Consider the following 19,257-nt stretch of genomic DNA (forward strand, 5'->3'; position numbering starts at 1 on the left):
GAGGCGGGGCCAATCGCCCCGCCTCCACCAACACCGGATCACGCCACGATTTTTCCCGCGCGCACACGCAGCACGCGGTCACATTGCTCTGCGTAACGGCGCTCATGCGTCGCCAAGATCACCGCGATTCCGCGCTCATTCACGAGGTGGCGTAGCAGGCTAAAAACCGTGTCGCCGGTTTCTTCGTCGAGCGAGCCGGTGGGCTCATCCGCGAGAAGCAACCGCGGTGAATTCATCAACGCGCGGCAGATCGCCGTGCGCTGACGTTCGCCGCCGGAAACGTCCTGCACACGGTGATCGAGCCGGTGTGCGATGCCGACCGCTTCAGCGAGTTCACGGGTGCGCGCCCGCATCGTTTGATTCGACATGCCTGCGGCCAGTGCGGGCACGCGGAGATTTTCTTCCACCGTTAAATCCGGGATCAGATTATGCAGCTGAAATACAAAACCGAGATGGCGCCGTCTCAGCGTCAAACGGTCGGTTTCGTTGTGTGGATTTAGTCCGCACACCGTCAACTCGCCCGAGTCCGCCACATCAAGTCCACCGAGGAGGTGCAGCAGCGTGCTTTTGCCGGAGCCCGACGCGCCCCACAGCGCCACCATTTCGCCTGCTTGCACGTCGAGGCTCACGCCCGCCAGCACCGGCACGCGTCCGCGATCGTAGGATTTTTTAAGGTCGCGACCAGCGACGAGGATTTCGCCCGTGGAAGGTATGCTCATCTGTCGTTCACCTCCGCCATGCGTGGGCGCACCTTCTCAACGTTTGTCATATAATATATGACAAACTGGTTTGGGCGAGAAATAGGTTCATTCATAACGCAACGCCTCCGCGGGCTGGATTTTCGAAGCGAACCGCGCGGGATAAATCGCGCCGGCCACGGCGGTAAACAACGCGGTTACCACGACGCCGATGAGCATTTCTCCTTTCGCGACGGGCTGGATATAACCGTTAAACTGCGGCGCGTGTTTGAGCGCGAACAGCGCGGTGTAACCCAAAACAAAACCGATCACCACGCCAGCCAGCGCGATCGCGGTTGCTTCGCTAAAGATCAACGCCGCTACCTGCCCCTTCGAAAAACCGCAGACGCGCAACACCGCGATTTCCCGGATGCGACTGAACACTGAAAGCAACATCGTGTTGGCCACGCCGAGTCCGCCGAGCAGAAAAGCGCAAATGCCGACCGCCCACGCAGTGAAGTGTAGAATTTTAAACTGCGTATAGCTCTGGTTGAATTCGCGGTTCTCGAGCGCCATGAGGTCCACGTTTGCCGACTCAACGGTGCGTTTGAATTCCGCCCCGCGTGCCTGATCACGCAGCTTGATCGCGATGATCGACGACACTCCTTCGCGGCTGAAAAATTCCTGCGCATCCTTCAGTGGGAGAAATACGCCGCCATCTTCGAAAGCGTTTTCCGTCGAAAAAATTCCCGCGACGACAAACTCCCCTTTACCTACCTCGATCTTTTGTCCGTGTTTCGCTTCCAGAAATTCCGCTGCGCGTGCGCCGAGCCAGATCCCGTCTTTTATTTGGCCGAAATCCCGTTGCGCACCGGCAATCCACTTGGCTTTAGTCAGACGAGGATTGGTCGCTTCAAGTCCGAAGCAGGTGATGATCGGATTGTCGCCGGAGGTCACGAGGCCAAAAAGCAATGGCTCGGCGGACTCGACATTTTCCATCGCACGAATCGCGGTGAGTTTTTCATCAGGCACGCTGCTGAAGAAGAGATCGGAAACGTTCTTCTCGAAAACGAGGTAGTGCGAATCGACCGCGAGGATGCGCTCAAACATTCCGATCGCACCATTCACGATCGAAAGAATCGTTAACATCGCCGCCACGCCAAAACTGATTCCCGCCACGCCGATCAACCCGCGCAACTTGTGCCGGCGCAGGTTGACGAAGACGAGCGAGAGAAAACGCATGGCGGCCAATTGAGTTACGCCGCCCGGATGGCAGCCGCTTATTTCTTCGGCTCCGGCGGCGCTTCGACCACGGTGCCGCTGATCTTGAAACGCACTTTAACATCGGGATCGACCGTGAAGAGCATCGCCTTGCGGATCTTCGGCAGATTCCAGTTGCGGTAGTCGATTACGGTTTCGCCGGTAATAGTGAAATCATTTCCTTCGCGAGCAAAACTGATGGGGATCTCCACGCGCTCCACCGCACCATGAAAACTGAGCCGACCGGAAACCTGGCCCTGCCCGTTGGGCACTTGGGCGATGTTGCCCAAATCAAATTTTCCTTCCGGCGAACCGCCGCCAAGCCACGCAATCATGTCGGCGTCGCGCTTGCTGTCGCTGGTTTTGAGATCGGTAAATTTAAACGTCAGCACCGCGCTCTTCACTTTGTTCGCGGCATCAAACGTCACTGCGAGATCGTAGTGATCAAGCCGCGCTGTGAAATCTTTCGTCGCATCCACGTCGACTTCGATGAAAGAGCGCGAGCGATCGACTTTCAATACGCCTGGGCCGGCGGCGAAGCCGATCAGCGGAAGCGCGAGCACGAGGACGTTCAAACAACGGGGAATTTTCATAACAAGGGAGATGGTGGGTGCGCCCAGGTGGACAGCAAACCCTTCTTCTGGTGCCAAAGACGGCTGGCTCGCCGCTGGCGTTACACGCCCGCGTCAAGGCACGCCAAATTGAAACAACTGATTCGCGCGGATGTTGACGGGTTTTCCCTCCACGAGCCCCGGCCTGAATTTCCATTCACTCACCGCGCGCTCCGCCATGATTGCAAAGAACAGGTTGGCGTCGCCCGTCGAAGCGACATGCGTCACTTCGCCACGCTGATCGATGATGAAGTCCACCCGCACTTGGCCGCCTTGGTAACGATTCAGCATTTCTGCAGGATACTCCGGCGGGGTTTGTTTCACCGGCTTGGGCATGATCTGCAAAGCCCCGTTTTCGTCTGGAGGCGTCGTTTCTATTTCAGGCAGCTTGGATTGGACTCCCGCGCGCAAGCGTAACCCCGACGCGGACGGCGCTTCCGGAAAAAACACTAAAGTCACTTCCATTGCCACGCGCGCCGCTTTGTCTGCCACCATCCCCGGTTCGAAACGCCATTTCGAAACCGCGGCCATGGCTTCTACGCCGCACTCGGGATGCGTCATCATCACCGGGTGGATATCCCGCGGCACACCTTGTTCGTCCACGACTAGGGCGATCACCGCCTGTCCCAGTTGTTTTTTCTTCTGCAGGCTTGGCGGCAGCTTCGGCCGGATCTGCTTTTTTAACTCCGGCCATTTCTCCACAGCGTCAATTCCCTGCACTGGCGGGCCGGGCGGCAGCACTTCTTTCACCCGCATCTTGTCCAATTCCGCCAACTCGGCCGGTGAGAACATAAATGAAAAAGGCAAAGCCACCCGCAACGGCACCGCTTCCCCGCCTTTCATCGCAGGCCGATATTTCCACTGCGCTACCGCCGCCGTGGCGGCGCGGCCAAATTCGTCGTTATTGGTGTAGTCGACCCGGATGTCTTTCACCTCGCCGTTTATATCGATCAAAAAACTTAAATTCGCCGAACCCACCACCCGCTGTTGCTTCAGCGCGGACGGATGCTCCGGCGCCGGTTGAAGGATTGGTTGCGGCAACACGTCGACCGCGCCGCGCAAACCGATCGCGTTCCATAAAAACAAAAAAAGGCCGTAGGTGAAGAGATGCGCTTTCACTTCGCCAGAGTCGTGCAATCAACCGCACCGGGCAACGCCGATTCGCCTCAACCGCGGCCGCCGCGCAAGACGACCACGCTCGCGAGATCGTTCTTCTCGAACTCAGCCCAGTAACGTTCCTCGATCTTCTTGAGTTGCTCGTCGCGGGACGGCGCAGGGTCAATGCCTGGCGTGTCGAGGGCGCGCTTCGCTTGCTCGCCAGCGACATCGCGGTCGGCCATGCGCGTGACGAGCTCATGCCAGAAAACATCGTTTTGGAATTCGCTCTGGATTTCGCGCACGCGGTCGTCTTCGGCGAGTTTCGGCGCCGGCTGCAGCGTGCCATCCTTGAATTCCTCCACCAAATCGGCGCAGCCAAACTCCGTCGCAAGACCCAATAATTTTTGGTCGATGTCGAAAAAGCGTTTGGCGGCCGCGGTATCGTCGCCTTGGTAGCCGGTGACCGACCACATGCCGAGGTGCACGAGTTCGAGGAGCTGGCGGTATTCCTTGGCGGTAAACGACACTTTCATAACCGCTCAAATTCGCCCGCCCCGCTCCGCCCGCAAGCGCGAAGTGCGGCGCTTAACGCGTCATCGCGGAGAATTTAATGGTAACCTGACTGCGGATCGCGACCGCTCCCTTCAGTTTCTGCGGATGAAAATTTTTCGACTGAACCGCTTGCACGGCCATATAGCCCAACCCCGGGTGACTTTCCGCCAGGACGTGCGGAAACCAGCATTTTCCTTTGCTGTCCAAATAGAATTCCACCCGTGCCCAGCCTTCAGTTCCCAGGGCCACGCCAGTTCCCGTCGGAAACGGGTAGGTCTCATCGAACGCACCCTTCACCACGGTGGAAAATTCCTTGTCGTTAAATTGAGCGCCACCCGCCCGCAAGGCCTTGAGCAAGGTCTGCGCGGCCGGCCCGATGGGGCTTTCTTTGCCTTCGGCGACAAACCGCCGCGTGACCTTGCGCCGAACTCCGGTGGTTTCTGATTTATCGAAATCAGGCGCATGGTTCGTGCCGGTGACATTTGCCGAAAGCGCCAGGCCAAACTCGGGACGCGTGGCTTCGATCACCCGAATATCCCACGCGCGCCCCAATTCATCCACGACATAATCGACCGTCGCCTGGCCGTTAACCCGACTCAGCAACAATTCGAAAGGATACACCTGATCCGCCTCCAAGAAAAATTCCAGCCGCTGCGAAACCTTCACATTCACCAAACGCCCCTCATTGCTTCCGGGCCGATATGTCCATTTACGAACCGCTTCCAATGCCGCAGCATTAAACCCGGAATGCGTCGAACGCAGCACGCGATGATTTACCGTCGTTCCAGCGCTGGTAATCACAAACTCGACTTCAACCTGACCGCCGATGCTTTTTTGGGATAATTCAAACGGATAAACCGGCGGATCCATCTTGATCGGTTGCGGCGGGCGAAAGGGCTGAGCCCATGCCGCGACCGGCAAAACCAATCCTGCTATCAGCAACAGTAGCTTTCTCATATCAATAAAACTCCGCTTGATTTCCAATAATTGCGCTTTGAATCACGCTTCCGGCGGCGTGAATTCCACGGGAATGCTGACGCGCACGTCCACCGGTTGGCCTTGCTTGGTGGGCTGCACGAAGACCCATTGACTGATCGCGGTGGCGGCGGCCCAGCCGAACGCGTCGTGCGTCGCCGAGACCACGCGCGGCGCACGACACCGGCCTTCGCGATCGATGACGAACTCGATCGTCGCACTGCCCGTCGGTTTTTCCGCGAGCAAGCTTTGCGGGTAACCCGGCGAGATCCGCCACACTGGCGTGAGGCGCTGGTCGAGGCCTTTCGCGCCTTCGATGCCGGTTTTCAACAAGCTCGCCAGGCGCGCGTCCGGGCTGCCTTCCGGTGCGGCAAACTGATGTTTCACGCGCAAATTCATCCGCGTGCGTTCACGATCACGCAGCGCCGGTTTGAACACCCATAACTCCACTGCCGCTGCGAGCGCCGCGCCGAACTCGGGCTGCTCGGCCTGGGTCACCAGAATATTCTCCGTGAAGCCTTTTTCGTTGATCGTGAATTCCGCCTCGGCCGCACCGGTCTGCCCGGACACGAGATGCGCGCGCGGATAGATCGGCGCCGGCAAGCTGAGCGGCGCGGGCGGCTTGTCGAACGTGTTGCCGTCGAGTCCAGCAATCCCGTTGGCCTTCAAAACCGCCTCGGGAGAAATGTCGTCGCCGACCACTTCAAATTCCATCGGCGCAACTTTTTCCGAAACCACCGCGAGCGGGCCCTGCATCGCGGGTTCAAACTTCCACCGGTTCAACGTCGCCAGCGCGGAACCGACAAACCCCGCGTCACTCACATGCGCGATCACGATGTTTTCCACGTCACCCGTCACGCCGACGACAAAACGAAACTGCACACTGCCCGGTAATTTTCGCGGCAACATCTCGTCCGGGTAATTCGGATCCGGCATGTTTTTCGCGCGCGCGGAGCGCACCGGTTGGGGTTTAATGGCGAGCACTCGGTTTGAGTCTAACGGCAACGTCACCGCCGGCTTCCCACTACGGTCTTTAAGGGTGAATCGAACTTGCGTGGTCAGGGCGCGAGGCTCCGGTTTGCCGTCGTTCAGGGCCGCTGCAAAAACCCATTGCTGGGCGGCGGCCAAGGCGGCGGATTGCAACCGCTCGTCGACCGCAGGCTCGTCGGCTCCGCGTTCGATCACGGTGAGCTCGGTGATCTTGCCTTCCGCATCGACGATAAACTGGAGTTTAACGACGCCTTCCACGCCGTCTTTGAGCGCATCCGCCGGGTAAGCGGGCGCCGGCCAACTCCGTGGCGACGGCTCGGAAAATATGCCCGTGAGCGCATTCTCAGTTTGAGCCACCGCCAGCGCAGTCGCCGCCAGGCCCAGCAGGAACCACTGCCGCCATCGTTGAGGCGTGTTCATTTTTTATCCTCCCCGGCATCGAATTTAAAATCGAACGGCAGCCGCACGCGCACCACGACCGGTTTTCCTTTTATCTCCGGTGGTTCAAATCGCCAACCCACCACGGCTTGGGCGGCTGCATAACCAAAGGCGGGATGCGAGGCCTGGACGATCCGCGGGAGACGCGCGCGGCCTTTTTCATCGATTAAAAACTCGATCAACGCACTTCCGGGCGCGCTCTCGTCGTTGAGCGAAGGCGGATATTTCGGCGCCTGCGTGACCACCGGCTTCAGGGCTTTATCCAGTTTGCCGGGGCTCACGATGCTTTCGGGTTTCTTGGTTTCGCGACGAAGCAGATCCAGATCGTCGCTGGTCACGAGTGATTCGCCGAAGCGCTTGAATTTCTGCTCCATGCCCAACGCGCTCGACACGGCTTTGCCTGCCTTGAGCGCGGGATCGAAGGCAAACGCCTCCGCCGCCGCCGTCAGCGCGAGGCCGAATTCCGGGTGCGTGGCGTTGTCCACCACGACCCCGACAATGCGCCCGCGTTCATCGATCAGCATGCGGATGCGGGCCGATCCCTCGGTCTCGGCGCGCAGCAGTTCGTAGGGGAAAACCGGCACGACGGTGGCGCGCGGTTTCGGCGCCACATCGGGGGCCACGCTCGCAGCGGCACCGGGCTTCTTTTTGCCCTTGGAAATCTCGTATCCATCCACGCCGCCACCGGGAAGCTCGAACTGCAATTTCTGGCTCACGCGCGTCCGGATCGTTTTACCGTTCACCGACGCGGGCTGAAATTTCCATTCACGCACGCTTTCAACCGCCGCTTCATTGAAGCCGGGATGATTCGATTCCGCGATGGTCACGTTCTGCACGTCGCCTTGGACATCGATGGTGAACTGCACCACCACTTCCCCGACAAATCCGCTTTTTGCCATGCCGTAAGGATACTTCGGCGGCGTTTGTTTAAGGGGTTTCGGTGGAATCGCCGTCGCCGCTTTGGGGGTCACCGGGTTTTGCATCACGACCGACATCGTCATCGCCGCCTCGACCGACACGCCGGCTTTCAACGCCGGCGAAAACTTCCATTGTTTCACCACTGGTTCGACCACCGCCTGAAGGCGACCGAAGCGAGGATCGATTTCAAACTTGGTTACTTCACCGGATGCGGCAATCACCAGCTTCACTGGCATGACCAGTGAATACTGGTTTTTATCCAACGTATTTTTCGGTGCGAAGATTGGCGTGACTTCCAACAAACGCGGCGCGGCGTCGGCGGATTTTTCCGGCGTTGCCAACGGGTTAAAAATTACGGGCACCCAAAACCACGAGGGCACCGCTTTGGCGTCACGTTTCGCGGACACCACTTTGTAATTCAGCAACTCGTCCTCCACCGATTCCTCGTAAGGATACACGGTGCCGACCACGAAACGGGCGCGGTGCTTGCCCGCTTCGTCCACATAGACGGCGACGATCACGTAGCCCGGTTCGTCGCTCTTGCGCACTTCGCGCGGAAACTTCGGGGAAAGTTTTTTTCCGAACGCGGGCATCACGTCCACCGCCGGGTGACCTTCAAATAACGAAGGTGGCCCGACCGTGACTTCCTGGGCTCGCAACGCCAGCGGCGCAGCTAAACCGAACATTAAACCGATCACACCCAAGCAGAGACGATAATTCATGAATTTGAAAAATGGGGCCCGTCTGCGTGCGAGCATGCACAACGCCCGGAGCCAGCAAGCGACAAGTGGCCCGCGGCGCGTCATGCCGACCGCGCCGACTCCGCAAATTCCGCCCAAACGTTGCCGGCAGCGGGAACTACTTCTTTTTCTCCGGACGGAAATCGAACACTTCCGTCATTTGCACATTCACGGCTTCGCCCGCGCGTTCGCCTGGCGTAAACGCCCACCCCCGCACGGCCGCCACAAGCGCGCGTTCTACCTCCTGCAATTTCACTGCAGATTCCTTGGGAATGGACGACTGTTTCACTTTGGACTGCTTCACCTCTCCATCCGTGCTCACAATATAGAGTATCTCCACCACGGCCGAAGTGCCCGCGTAGGTTTTGCGCGCAGCCTCAACGAGATCATCACCCGCACCGGGCTTTCTCACGGGAGCCTTGTCCGTGAGCGCCACTTCGAAAAGCCTTGGCGGCGATCCTGGAATCGCCGGCTCAAGCCGGGCTGGCATCACCGCATCGGCGGGCAGTTTTTCCGGAGTCGTGAAATTTACCGGGATCCGTGCTTTCACGATCACGCGTTTGCCGTTTTGCAGCGGCGGTTCGAATCGCCACGTCGCCACCGCTTGCGCAGCCGCATAACCAAACTCCGGCGTGGTGCTCGACACGATACTCGGGAGCTGGGCGTCGCCGTTCTTATCGATGAAAAACTCAATCAACGCCTCGCCGGCTTTGCCCTCGCGCAAGCACGCCGTGGGGTAAACCGGCGCGCGCCGCGACGTGGCGGCGAGCGCTTTATCCAACTGGTTTGCCGCCACGATGCTTTCGGGCGACTTCTTCAGGGCTTTCAACACTTGCTCGGTGCCGATCGACACAGGCACGTCACCCTGGCCCGACGGGAGAAATTCATACTCCGTGCCCAGCGGCACATAAACCGGTTTGCCGTTCACATCCGTAGCCGGCCGGAAACGCCACGCATCCATCGTGGCCAGCACCGCCTGCCCCATCTCCGGTGTGGTGGCCTCGATAATTTTCGACATCACCACCGCGCCCTTTGGCCCGATGACATAGCTCACGCGAACCTTGCCCTTCGTTTTTTTCTCAAGCAGTTCCTTTGGATAGACGGGAAACAAGGTCAGCCTCGGCACCGGCGGTTTTTCCCAACGCGATTCCGGCGGCTGCTTGTCGTGATCTTTTCCCTTCGTAACCCGCCACACATCCACACTCCGGCCACCGGGAATATTGAAACGGAGTTTTTGCTGCGCCCGCACGTTGACTTTCCGGCCATTCTTTTCTCCCGGTGAAAAACGCCACGTCAGCATCGCGTCGATCGCCGGGCGCTCGAACCAAGGGTTGTTCGACTCCACCACCACGGGGTTTCTCACATAACCATCGGTATCGATCACGAATTCCACCGTGACCTCGCCGATCAAACCTGCCCGCGCCATTTGCGTCGGATACCACGGCGCGTCCTGGGACAGAGCCTTGGGCTTTTTGTCCACGGGGTCCTTCGTCAGATTTAATAATTCCGCCGCCAAACTTTCCGGTGAAGGCGGCGGCAAGGTGATCGAGCCGGGCTCCTCCTCCTTGCGCCGGGCAGTCGTCCCCGGCGCCATGCGGCCTTCCAGATTAAATTCCAGCAATTGGTTCGCCCGCACTTCCACCCGCTTTCCGTCGATCAGGCCGGGTTTGAACATCCATTTATTGACCGCCAGCAATGCATTCGGGCCAAACGCCGGGTTCGACGCACGCACCACCCGGGAAGTCCTCACCTTGCCGGTTTTATCGATGATAAACTCCACGATCACCTCGCCCGAAATTCCCTCGCGCGACATCTCGAACGGAAATTGGGGTGCGGCCTGCACACGCGCGATCGGCCCCTGTCCCTCTCGCTTCACCTCGTTCATGTCGTAAATACGCTCTTCCACCTGCGCGCTGGCCGCAGCCGCCAAGGTCAGGGAGCCAATTAACAACGCCACGCGAAAAACCAGCCGCATCGGAAACTTCATGGGGTAATAAAAGTGTGCCGCGTCACCACACGCTAAAGCCACCATCGAGGCAAGCCGTCTGGTTTCGCAAACACGCCCGTGATTCGAGACACGGCGCGCGCGGCCATCATTGACGTGAATGCGGGCCGGCGATTTGCTTCGCCGCATGCAACGTCTGCCGATTCTACTCCTCGGCTTGTCTCTGGTGGCGAACGCCGCGCTGGTTTGGAAACTGGCCGACTCCCAATCACAGTCGGCTGCTTTGTCCGCGGAGACGGCGAACCCCGAGCGCTCGCGAGACCCCCATTCACCCAAGCTAAAATCCACTGACGTCGCCTCCCTCGCCGCCCTTCGCACCGCTACGCCCGCGGAACTCGTCGCCCAACTCCGCGCCGCCGGCGTGGACGAAGCCCTGATTAAAACCATCTTACTGGCGCGACTCCGCTCAGACCGCGGCAGCCAGTTGGCGAGCCTCGATGACAGCGCCAAAGATCGTGCGACCTGGTGGCGCACCCCAAGCAACAACACGCCGGAGAAAAAGGCGCGCGCCGAACAGCGCCAAGCCCTCGAAGACGATATCCGCAAAGACGCCAGCGCCCTGCTGGGCACCGCCGCCGCTCCCGCCAATTCCGGCGACCCGCGTTACGCATTTCTCAGCGCGGAAAAAATCGCCGCGATCAAGCAGATCGAAAAAGACTACCAGACGCTTTCCGCCAACAATCCCAAGTTCGCCGGCATGGATCGTGAGAATCGCCAGCTCATCGAATCCGAAAAACTGGCCGACATCGCCACCGTGCTCACCCCGCACGAGCTCGCCGAATACGAACTCCGTTTCTCGCGCACCGCCGAGCAAATGCGCTCCCGCGTTTCCACCATCGAAGCCTCCGAGGCCGAATACCGCGCGCTCTTCAAACTCCATCAGCCGTTCGAAGCCTCCTACGATAACCGCACCTTGCGCACGCCCGACCAGCACGCCGCAGCGACTGCCGCCAGCGCACGCCTCCAAGCAGACATCGTCGCGCAACTGGGCGCCGAACGCGGCGGCGACTACATTTGGTTTTCCGATCAAGATTACCAGAACCTGAAACAAATCAGCCAGAGCGCTGCGTTGCCGAGCGACACCGCCTTGAACATGATGAGACTACGCGAAGCCATCGGCGCGCAAGGCATGGAGATTACCCGCCAATCGCTTTCCAGCGCCGAAAAACTCACCGCCCTGATCGCGCTCTCCGCGACTGCCCAGCAACAAGTAAACGCGCTCATTCCCACCGGCGTGCAGGCCAATCTCCCACCGCGCACCGTGGCGTGGATCTCAGAACTCGCCACCGGCCGCGTGCGCACGGCGGATCCCATCCTGCGCTATTCTTCCAGCACTAACGTCTCAGCCACGCCCCGAATGCAGCTTCCGCGCAACTGAGGCAGGTTGCGCAAGCGTTGCCGCCCGCACTTCGTTCATCGGCGATCCTGCAGGTTAAAATCAAGCCGCTGCGTCACGAGCGTGTTAACCTTCACGCCTTTGATCTCACCCGGTTTGAACTTCCATTGTTTAACCGCATCGAGCGCGGACTGATTAAAACCGGGATTGGTTGACCGGACGACTTCCGCTTTCGCCACATCGCCTTGCGTGTCGATGACGAACGCGACAACCACGCTGCCCGACGTGCCATTGCGGGAAAGGCTAGACGGATATCTCGGGTGGGCCTGCTTCAGTATTTTTGGCGGCGTGCCGTGTGCCTTAAGGTCATCAAATTTAATAAGCGCGCTCGCCGATTTAGTCTCCTCGCCTCGAAAAGTGCCGACCAGAAGCAGCGCCACGAGAACAGTTTTCACGCATCGTTGGTATATCTGCATCGAGAGTATGCTTTTCGCCGCAGCCTGCCACACGCCCGCAGCTTGGCAAGCTGGCTTGCCGCAAACGCTCACCTGAAAATCAGCATACCTTCGAACTAACCTAGCCATTGACCCGCACGCTTGAGCCTGTTGAGTGGCGGGTCCGGCTCAGGGCTTGCTGCTTTGGGCCGGGACGAATACAGCCACTCACTTTTCCAGCCATGTCCACTCCCGCCGATTCCTCCAACCTCATGGAAGCCCTTGTGTCGCTCGCGAAGCGCCGCGGCTTCATCTATGCCTCGTCCGAAATTTACGGCGGCCTCAACGGATTCTTCGACTACGGTCCGCTCGGCGTCGAATTGAAGCGCAATATCCGTGATGCCTGGTGGCGCGACATGGTGCACCGTCGCGACGACGTCGTCGGCATCGAAACCTCCATCATCATGCACCCGAAAGTCTGGGAAGCCTCCGGCCACGTCGCCGGCTTTTCCGATCCGCTCGTGGACTGTAAAGCTTCGAAACAACGTTACCGCGCGGATCAGCTCTTCTGGTCGCCCGTCGTCGTCGACGGCAAAACGGTCAGCTACGTCTCCGCCCTCGAAAGCGAGAAAACGACCGAAGATCTCCAAGCAGCCGCCGAATCCTTTAAGCGCAAGAAAGCCATCGTCGGCACGCTGGCGCCGGTCGTCGCCAAAGATTTCACCGAAGCTTCCGTCGAAGAGATCCCGCTCATCCCATCGCCCGCCACCGGCGAGCCTGGCTCCCTGACCGCGCCGCGCGCGTTCAACATGATGTTCCAGACGAATGTCGGCGCGATGACCGACGCTTCATCCGTCGCCTACCTGCGCCCGGAAACCGCGCAAGGCATGTTCGTGGATTTCAAGAACGTCATCGACACCACGCGCGTGAAACTGCCGTTCGGCATCGCGCAAATCGGTAAGTCGTTCCGCAACGAAATCACGCCGCGAAACTTCATCTTCCGCTCCCGCGAATTCGAGCAGATGGAAATGGAATATTTCATCCACGAGGACGCCGATTGGGCGACCTGCCACGAGGAATGGATCACCTGGTGCGAAAACTGGCTCAAGAGCATCGGCCTGCCCGAGTCGCACCTCTCGCGTTACGCACATCCGAAGGAGAAACTCGCGTTCTACTCCCGCGGCACCGTGGACATCATGTTCAAATACCCGTTCGGCGTGCAGGAACTCTGGGGCATCGCCGCGCGCGGTAATTACGATCTCACGCAACACGCCAACGCCTCCGGCAAACCGCAGGAGATGTTCGACGAGACGACCAAAAAGAAATTCGTCCCGCACGTCATCGAGCCCGCCGTCGGCACCGACCGCATTTTCCTCGCTGTGCTCGCCTCCGCGTATGCCGAGGAAGATGTCACCGACGAAAAAGGTAACGTCGAAAAACGCACCGTGCTCCGCCTCTCGCCGCGCATCGCGCCGGTGAAAGTCGCCGTGCTTCCGCTCCTCAAAAACAAGGAAGCGCTCACGAATCGCGCGAAAGCCCTCTACACGAAACTCAAGCGCAACTACGCCGTGCAATACGACGACGGCGGCGCCATCGGTAAACGTTATCGTCGCCAGGACGAAGCCGGCACGCCGTGGTGCGTCACCATCGATTTCGACACGATCGAGAAAGAAGGCGACACGTTCACGCTCCGCGAACGCGACTCGATGTCGCAAAAGCGCGTGACCGAAGCCGGCCTCTTCGCGCTCCTCGCCGAGCACGTGTATTAAGGGGTGGGCCGGACCTCGGCCCACTCGTTCTCATTCTCTTACTCTTTCTCGTTCTCTCGGCTCGGCCGGTCCGAACCAGAGCGAGAGAACGAGAAAGAGAACGATTTTAAGACCCGATGCCGTTGGGTAGGGGCGATTATCCTTAACCGCCCTGTCTTAAATTCTGCTCCCGTCATTTGCTCTCTGCGCGAATTCGTGTAAGAGGGCAGGTTCCTCAGTCCGCATTTTATCCATGTCCTACAAATCCCGTCAGCCGACCATTCGAAGCGTGAAGACGCCGCAAGCGCTCTTCGCGTTGCGCGCGTGGATGGCTGCCCTCGACTCCGCCGTGCGCGAGCGCGGACGTCGCATCATCGACGCCGGCCAGGTCACCGCGTTGCGCGGCACCGCGGATCACTTTTTCGAGGCGGAAATCACGGCGGAAGAAAAGTATCTCGTTAAACTTTTTCTCACGCGGGGCCGCTGGACTTCGTCGTGTGACTGCCATCGCCGCGTGAACTGCGAGCACGCCTACGCCGCCGGCGCCGCGTGGCAATCGGAAGTAGAAAAGGAAGAAGGCAGCGCAAAATCCGCAGGCACAACCGAATCAAAATCGGACGCACCCGCCGTTGCCACCCCGGCCGCGCCGAGCGTGCCGGAAAAAATTTCCTTCCGTGCCAAGTGGGCGCCAGTTCTCGCGGAGAAACTCGGGCGTCAACTTACGCGCGAAGAAGGGCAGCAGCTCGAGCGTCTCGCCGAATTGTTCGCGGAGTTTACGCAAGCGCATCGCGTGCTGTATCCCGGCGTGTTGTTGCGCCACGGCTTCGAGCATTCCCAGCCGCCGGGCACACCCCTCTACACGCCGGCCTTTCGCGGCTGGTGGGACGACCACACCGCGCCAAACGACCCGTGGGAACTCTGGCAATACATCGCCCACGATTACTCCGAGAACGACCGCCTCATCCCTGAAGTCTTCGAGCCGAAAACCGATCTCGATGCGATTCGGGTGAAGATCGAGTCCCACCTGCTTTCGCACGATCTCGCCACGTGGTCGCGCGCGCTCGCCTCGACGGAAGATCTCACGGACAAACCGCGCACGCATCCCGCCACGGCGGAGATTGCGGCATTGCGCGCGCGCATTCATCCCGAAGGCAGCATCGTGATCGAAGCGCGTCCGAGCCCGGCGAAAGCCTGGCGCTCGCCGCCGCAAAAATGGTATGCGGCCCTCGCGACGGCCCGCCCGATCGATTTCGATTACCTCACGCCGCCCGAGTCCGCCCTCGCCGCCGCGCTCGCGGCGGAAACACGAGCCGGCTTACTCGCGCCGGCGGTGCGCCAGCCACTCGCGGCGGAAGCGACGGCGAATATTTTTCGCACCAAAGCCGCGCGCGATGCGATCGTGTTGCCCGACGGGAATCCATTTAGCATCGAAACCGAACCGCTCGTGCTCGAAGCCAAGCCCTCACGCGGTTCCGCCGAGCGCCTCGATCTGCACCTCGTCACACCCGACGGGCAAAACGCCACGCACGCCACGTTGATCACGCTGCGCCCGTCGCCATTGTATTATTTCGACAACCGCGTGTGGTCAGGTCCGCCGCCGATCCCAACCACGCCGCTGCCAACTGCCGCGCTCGTGGACACGCGCCTGATGTCGCGCCTGCGCACGCTCGGGCTGCGTTTGCCGAAGGCGTTGGAAAAAGATTTTCGCCGCGTCGCGTTGCGCCCCGTTTTGAAATGCTGGCTCGCGCCCTCACCAGACGACGAAGACGAATCGACATTTCATGCGCAGCTCGTGGCGCGCGCCGACGATTTCCCTTACGAACAGGAATACCGCAAAAACGGCTGGCAGTGGACGTCGCGCGGCACCCCGCCGAATCGCAAACCGGGCGATCCATTTCTGGAATTCGATTTTAGCGCGGCGCAAGCGGCGTCCACGCGGTTGCCGGATTTTTATCTCACCTGGCAGGATTGGGCAGGCGATTGGACGCGGTCAGTTGGCGACGAATTTCCCGAGGAGTTCATTGACTGGAATGAGTCGTTGCCGCCCGGCCTGAAAGTCGAAGCGTCCCCCGGCCTCGCCAATTTGCTCGGGCCACCGCTGCAAGCGCACGTGGAATTTTCCGCCACGCCCACCGGCGGAGCGGGCGCACGCGACTGGTTTAACCTCACGGTGAAACTCCGCGTGGGCGACACCGAGCTCACGCAGGACGAAATCGCGCTGCTGCTCAAGGCGCGCGGCAAGTGGGTGAATCTCGGCAAGCACGGCTGGCGTCGCCTCGATGTCGCGCAGACCAATCCCCACGATCCCGCGCTTGCGGCGTTGCACCGGCTCGGACTCGACGCGATCGACGTGCTCGAAGACGGCAAACCGGTCACGCATCGCATCCACGCGCTGCAACTCGCCGCCGAAGCCGACCTGCTCGAAGCCCGCGACGCCGCGCTCGCCCACTCCTTGCGTGAACGCGTTTCGTCGATCAAAGCGCTGCCGGCTCCGGCCCTGCCGGAAGGCCTGCGCGCGACGCTGCGGCCGTATCAGCAGGAAGGGTTTCATTTTCTCACGCACCTTTCCACGCTCGGCCTCGGTGGCATTCTCGCCGACGACATGGGTCTCGGCAAAACCGTGCAGACCCTCGCGTGGTTGCTGAATCTCGCACACGCGCCGCGCACCGATGGAAAAACTTTCCGCGCGCTCGTGGTGTGTCCAAAGAGCGTCACGCACGGCTGGCTCGCGGAAAGCGCGCGCTTCACGCCGTCGTTGACCGCAGTTTCGTTTAACCCGATGCGCACCGGCGCGGAGTCGGAAGTCGCGTCAGCGGCCATCGTTGTCACCAACTACTCGCAACTGCGCATCAACGCCTCGTGGTTTAAGAGCCAGCATTGGGACGCGGTCGTGCTCGACGAAGGCCAGTTCATCAAAAATCCCGGCAGCCAAGTCGCGATCACCGCGCGCTCATTGCTCAGCAAACACCGGCTTGTGCTCACCGGCACGCCGATCGAAAACCGCCTCACCGATCTGTGGAGCTTATTTGCGTTTGCCCAGCCCGGATTACTCGGCACGCAGGCGTCGTTTAAGCGTCAGCACGATCAGGTTGATGCCGCCGCACTCACGCGCCTGCACCGCCGCGTGCGCCACTTCCTTTTGCGCCGCACCAAAGCTGAAGCCGCGCCCGATCTCCCCTCGCGCACCGAGGACGACTTGATCGTGGAACTCGAAGGCGAGCAACGCGCGCTCTACGATGCCGAACTCAAACGCGCGCGCGCGCAATTGCTCGGCGTGCAGACCAGCGCGCAACTCGCCTCGGTGCGCTTCAACGTCCTCGCGAGTCTCCTGCGCCTGCGCCAGATTTGCTGTCACCCGGCGCTCGTCGATCCCGCGCACCGTGATTTGCCCAGCGCGAAACTCGATGCGCTCATGGAACGCCTCGAAGAACTTCAGGAGGAAGGCCACCAGGTGTTGGTGTTCAGCCAGTTCGTTGGCATGTTGGAAATCATCCGCGATCGCCTCATCAAAGCGCGCATCGATTACCTCATCCTCACCGGCGCCACGGAGAATCGCGCGGAACTCGTGAACACGTTCCAGACCGACAAAACGAAAACCGTTTTCCTGCTCTCGCTCAAAGCCGCCGGCTTCGGTCTTAACCTCACCGCCGCCAGCTACGCGATTCTCTACGACCCGTGGTGGAATCCCGCCGCCGAAGCGCAAGCCATCGACCGCACGCACCGCATCGGCCAGACGCAACCCGTCGTCGCCTACCGCCTGCTCGCGGAAGGCACCGTCGAGGAAAAGATCCGCAGCCTGCAGAAGGAAAAAGCCGCCCTCGCCGCCGCCGTCGTGCAGGAAGAGAGCCTCGCCCAAGTCCTCGACCTCGACAGCCTGCGCAAAATTTTGGAGTAATCGCGCTGCGTGAAAGCCCGCCGCCCGACCATTCTCCTCATCAACGCTTCGCTCGCCGGCGACGACGGCAACACCGCCGTGCTCATGGCCCACGCCCGGCGTTTGCTCGCGCGCAAAGCCACCGTCGAAAGCCTCACGCTCGCGGCGACACCGGACTTTCAAGCCATTCGCTCGAAACTCGAAACCGCCGACGGCTTTTTCTTTGGCACGGGCACGCATTGGGATTCGTGGAGCAGCGTTCTTCAGAAATTTCTCGAAGACGCGACGCCCTCGGAAGGCACGAAACTGTGGCTCGGTAAACCCGCCGCCGCGGTCGTGAGCGAACACGCCGTCGGCGGTAAAGGCGTGTTGTCGCGACTGCAAGGCGTGCTCCTCACCCTCGGCTGCGCGATTCCGTCGATGAGTGGACTCGTGATTTCCCGTGCCGCCCTCATTGCCGCGCAACACGACGCCAACGCCGCGCGCGATCTTTGGTGCGTCGATGACCTGCGTGTCGTGTGTCACAACCTCGCTGAAGCATCACGCGGCGGCCACAAATGGAAAACGTGGCCAGTGGATCGAAAAGATTTCAACGCGCGTTGGCTGTAAGCCCTCGGCCGCGGCGTTTCGCGTGATATTATTTCACCCCGATTGACGCCTCAGCGCGTCGGGAAAAAGCATCCGGGTTTCTTTTTGTGGATCGAAAATGATCGTGAGCGACCGCCCCTCCAACAGGCAGCCCCGCGCGACATCGATTTCTCGTATCGCCAATCCAGTCACGACCAGCGGCTCGCCTCGATTCAAACGCGGGCCCGCCAGCACCACCTCAAATTTCGGCCGCCCACGAGCATCCTCGCCGCCCACGGAAATCACTTTCACCTGCGCAACTTGGCCGCGCTCCAACAACGCCCGCAGGCTCCACCGAAATTTCAGCGTCCACGCCACGACTGCGAAGCCGACCAACGGGATTACCAACACCAACGCAGAAGTCCCGGGCGTCCGGCTCAACCGTCCACCGACAATGCGCGCGCGTGTCGCATCCGTCGCGAGATATTCCACGCGAACCGAGTCACCTTCACGCCAGCGCACGCCGTTCGCGTAACAGCGACCCGCCATGCGCGCCCCGCCGTGATCCTTAAACTCAAAATCAAACGCATAGATCGGTGTGCCCTCCGCCGAACGATTCTTGCCCCGATGATCGCTCGATCCGCCGTGCCGCAACCCTGTCTCCTCGACAGACCGCACCACGCCGGAGACTTCGACGCTTTCACCCAGACTCAGGCGCCAATCATTCCAAAATCCCCACGGGAAAAACAGCCACACAAACGGTAGCCCAAACGCCCCTACAGTTAAGCCGAACAGCGGCACGACCCAGCTTCGGCTGCCGCCCCACGCTTCCGCTCGCACCTGCGCCGGCACCCGCCGGGGTGGCGCGCTGGCCACGAGCGTATCGATATCCTTGGCGGTCACTTTCACTCCGGTTCGCTACCAGACCACCGCCCGACGGCAAGCCCTCGACCACAAACTCCGCTCGTCGTGGACGCAGCAATCAATGGTCGTGGCGATCGGATAGACCAAAACGATTTCAACGCGCGCTGGCT

Annotated in this window: 15 protein-coding genes; 4 read left to right on the top strand and 11 right to left on the bottom strand. The window is 60.4% G+C overall.

The features are described 5' to 3' along the window. Positions 1-38: 38 nt before the first annotated feature. From ACRRQW_RS07170 to ACRRQW_RS07210, 9 genes are all read right to left on the bottom strand, one after another. Positions 39-719 (bottom strand): ABC transporter ATP-binding protein, encoded by a 681-nt coding sequence (locus tag ACRRQW_RS07170; RefSeq protein WP_438480591.1) that lies wholly within the window; start codon positions 717-719, stop codon positions 39-41. An 87-nt stretch (positions 720-806) separates the two neighbouring features. Beyond that, the gene (locus ACRRQW_RS07175) at positions 807-1,919 is read right to left on the bottom strand and encodes an ABC transporter permease (protein WP_438480592.1); all 1,113 of its coding nucleotides are present in this window, start codon (positions 1,917-1,919) and stop codon (positions 807-809) included. Positions 1,920-1,957: 38 nt separating this feature from the next. Further along, positions 1,958-2,530, bottom strand: coding sequence for a YceI family protein (locus tag ACRRQW_RS07180; RefSeq protein WP_438480593.1), 573 nt, complete (start codon positions 2,528-2,530; stop codon positions 1,958-1,960). A 93-nt stretch (positions 2,531-2,623) separates the two neighbouring features. Next, entirely contained in the window at positions 2,624-3,667 is a 1,044-nt protein-coding gene (locus ACRRQW_RS07185) for a TonB family protein (RefSeq protein WP_438480594.1), read from the bottom strand. Between the two features lie 47 nt (positions 3,668-3,714). Further along, positions 3,715-4,179 (bottom strand): hypothetical protein, encoded by a 465-nt coding sequence (locus ACRRQW_RS07190; RefSeq protein WP_438480595.1) that lies wholly within the window; start codon positions 4,177-4,179, stop codon positions 3,715-3,717. A 52-nt stretch (positions 4,180-4,231) separates the two neighbouring features. After that, the gene (locus ACRRQW_RS07195; RefSeq protein WP_438480596.1) at positions 4,232-5,155 is read right to left on the bottom strand and encodes an energy transducer TonB; all 924 of its coding nucleotides are present in this window, start codon (positions 5,153-5,155) and stop codon (positions 4,232-4,234) included. Positions 5,156-5,197: 42 nt separating this feature from the next. After that, positions 5,198-6,583 (bottom strand): TonB family protein, encoded by a 1,386-nt coding sequence (locus ACRRQW_RS07200; protein WP_438480597.1) that lies wholly within the window; start codon positions 6,581-6,583, stop codon positions 5,198-5,200. Next, complete coding sequence (locus ACRRQW_RS07205) at positions 6,580-8,241, bottom strand: energy transducer TonB (RefSeq protein WP_438480598.1); 1,662 nt, start codon at positions 8,239-8,241, stop codon at positions 6,580-6,582. Before ACRRQW_RS07205 ends, ACRRQW_RS07200 begins: the two co-directional genes overlap by 4 nt. Positions 8,242-8,377: 136 nt before the next feature. Beyond that, positions 8,378-10,246 carry a TonB family protein gene (locus ACRRQW_RS07210; protein ID WP_438480599.1) on the bottom strand — a complete coding sequence of 623 codons (1,869 nt, stop codon included), beginning with the start codon at positions 10,244-10,246 and terminating at the stop codon, positions 8,378-8,380. A gap of 145 nt (positions 10,247-10,391) precedes the next feature. On the opposite strand from ACRRQW_RS07210, the gene ACRRQW_RS07215 reads away from it, so the two are divergent. Further along, positions 10,392-11,642, top strand: coding sequence for a hypothetical protein (locus ACRRQW_RS07215; protein ID WP_438480600.1), 1,251 nt, complete (start codon positions 10,392-10,394; stop codon positions 11,640-11,642). A 35-nt stretch (positions 11,643-11,677) separates the two neighbouring features. Here ACRRQW_RS07215 and ACRRQW_RS07220 read toward each other — a convergent pair whose 3' ends face one another. Next, the gene (locus tag ACRRQW_RS07220; RefSeq protein WP_438480601.1) at positions 11,678-12,040 is read right to left on the bottom strand and encodes an energy transducer TonB; all 363 of its coding nucleotides are present in this window, start codon (positions 12,038-12,040) and stop codon (positions 11,678-11,680) included. A 236-nt stretch (positions 12,041-12,276) separates the two neighbouring features. On the opposite strand from ACRRQW_RS07220, the gene ACRRQW_RS07225 reads away from it, so the two are divergent. The 3 genes from ACRRQW_RS07225 to ACRRQW_RS07235 all read left to right on the top strand — a co-directional run bounded on the left by ACRRQW_RS07225 (position 12,277) and on the right by ACRRQW_RS07235 (position 18,265). Continuing rightward, entirely contained in the window at positions 12,277-13,803 is a 1,527-nt protein-coding gene (locus tag ACRRQW_RS07225) for a glycine--tRNA ligase (protein WP_438480602.1), read from the top strand. A gap of 232 nt (positions 13,804-14,035) precedes the next feature. After that, complete coding sequence (locus tag ACRRQW_RS07230; protein WP_438480603.1) at positions 14,036-17,677, top strand: DEAD/DEAH box helicase; 3,642 nt, start codon at positions 14,036-14,038, stop codon at positions 17,675-17,677. Between the two features lie 9 nt (positions 17,678-17,686). Then, positions 17,687-18,265, top strand: coding sequence for a flavodoxin family protein (locus ACRRQW_RS07235; RefSeq protein ID WP_438480604.1), 579 nt, complete (start codon positions 17,687-17,689; stop codon positions 18,263-18,265). Positions 18,266-18,298: 33 nt separating this feature from the next. Here ACRRQW_RS07235 and ACRRQW_RS07240 read toward each other — a convergent pair whose 3' ends face one another. Then, positions 18,299-19,132, bottom strand: coding sequence for a hypothetical protein (locus ACRRQW_RS07240; RefSeq protein ID WP_438480605.1), 834 nt, complete (start codon positions 19,130-19,132; stop codon positions 18,299-18,301). Positions 19,133-19,257 lie beyond the last annotated feature (125 nt).

Origin of the sequence: Oleiharenicola lentus, from assembly GCF_051660365.1 — a bacterium.
GTDB classification, from domain to species: Bacteria; Verrucomicrobiota; Verrucomicrobiia; order Opitutales; family Opitutaceae; genus Lacunisphaera; species Lacunisphaera lenta_A.

What these genes read in the sequence shown, in the direction of transcription:
- ACRRQW_RS07180 (WP_438480593.1), bottom strand. Translation starts at nt 2,530, where the DNA reads ATGAAAATTCCCCGTTGTTTGAACGTCCTCGTGCTCGCGCTTCCGCTG.
- ACRRQW_RS07200 (WP_438480597.1), bottom strand. Translation starts at nt 6,583, where the DNA reads ATGAACACGCCTCAACGATGGCGGCAGTGGTTCCTGCTGGGCCTGGCG.
- ACRRQW_RS07195 (WP_438480596.1), bottom strand. Translation starts at nt 5,155, where the DNA reads ATGAGAAAGCTACTGTTGCTGATAGCAGGATTGGTTTTGCCGGTCGCG.
- ACRRQW_RS07205 (WP_438480598.1), bottom strand. Translation starts at nt 8,241, where the DNA reads ATGAATTATCGTCTCTGCTTGGGTGTGATCGGTTTAATGTTCGGTTTA.
- ACRRQW_RS07215 (WP_438480600.1), top strand. Translation starts at nt 10,392, where the DNA reads ATGCAACGTCTGCCGATTCTACTCCTCGGCTTGTCTCTGGTGGCGAAC.
- ACRRQW_RS07230 (WP_438480603.1), top strand. Translation starts at nt 14,036, where the DNA reads ATGTCCTACAAATCCCGTCAGCCGACCATTCGAAGCGTGAAGACGCCG.
- ACRRQW_RS07190 (WP_438480595.1), bottom strand. Translation starts at nt 4,179, where the DNA reads ATGAAAGTGTCGTTTACCGCCAAGGAATACCGCCAGCTCCTCGAACTC.
- ACRRQW_RS07210 (WP_438480599.1), bottom strand. Translation starts at nt 10,246, where the DNA reads ATGAAGTTTCCGATGCGGCTGGTTTTTCGCGTGGCGTTGTTAATTGGC.
- ACRRQW_RS07175 (WP_438480592.1), bottom strand. Translation starts at nt 1,919, where the DNA reads ATGCGTTTTCTCTCGCTCGTCTTCGTCAACCTGCGCCGGCACAAGTTG.
- ACRRQW_RS07225 (WP_438480602.1), top strand. Translation starts at nt 12,277, where the DNA reads ATGTCCACTCCCGCCGATTCCTCCAACCTCATGGAAGCCCTTGTGTCG.
- ACRRQW_RS07170 (WP_438480591.1), bottom strand. Translation starts at nt 719, where the DNA reads ATGAGCATACCTTCCACGGGCGAAATCCTCGTCGCTGGTCGCGACCTT.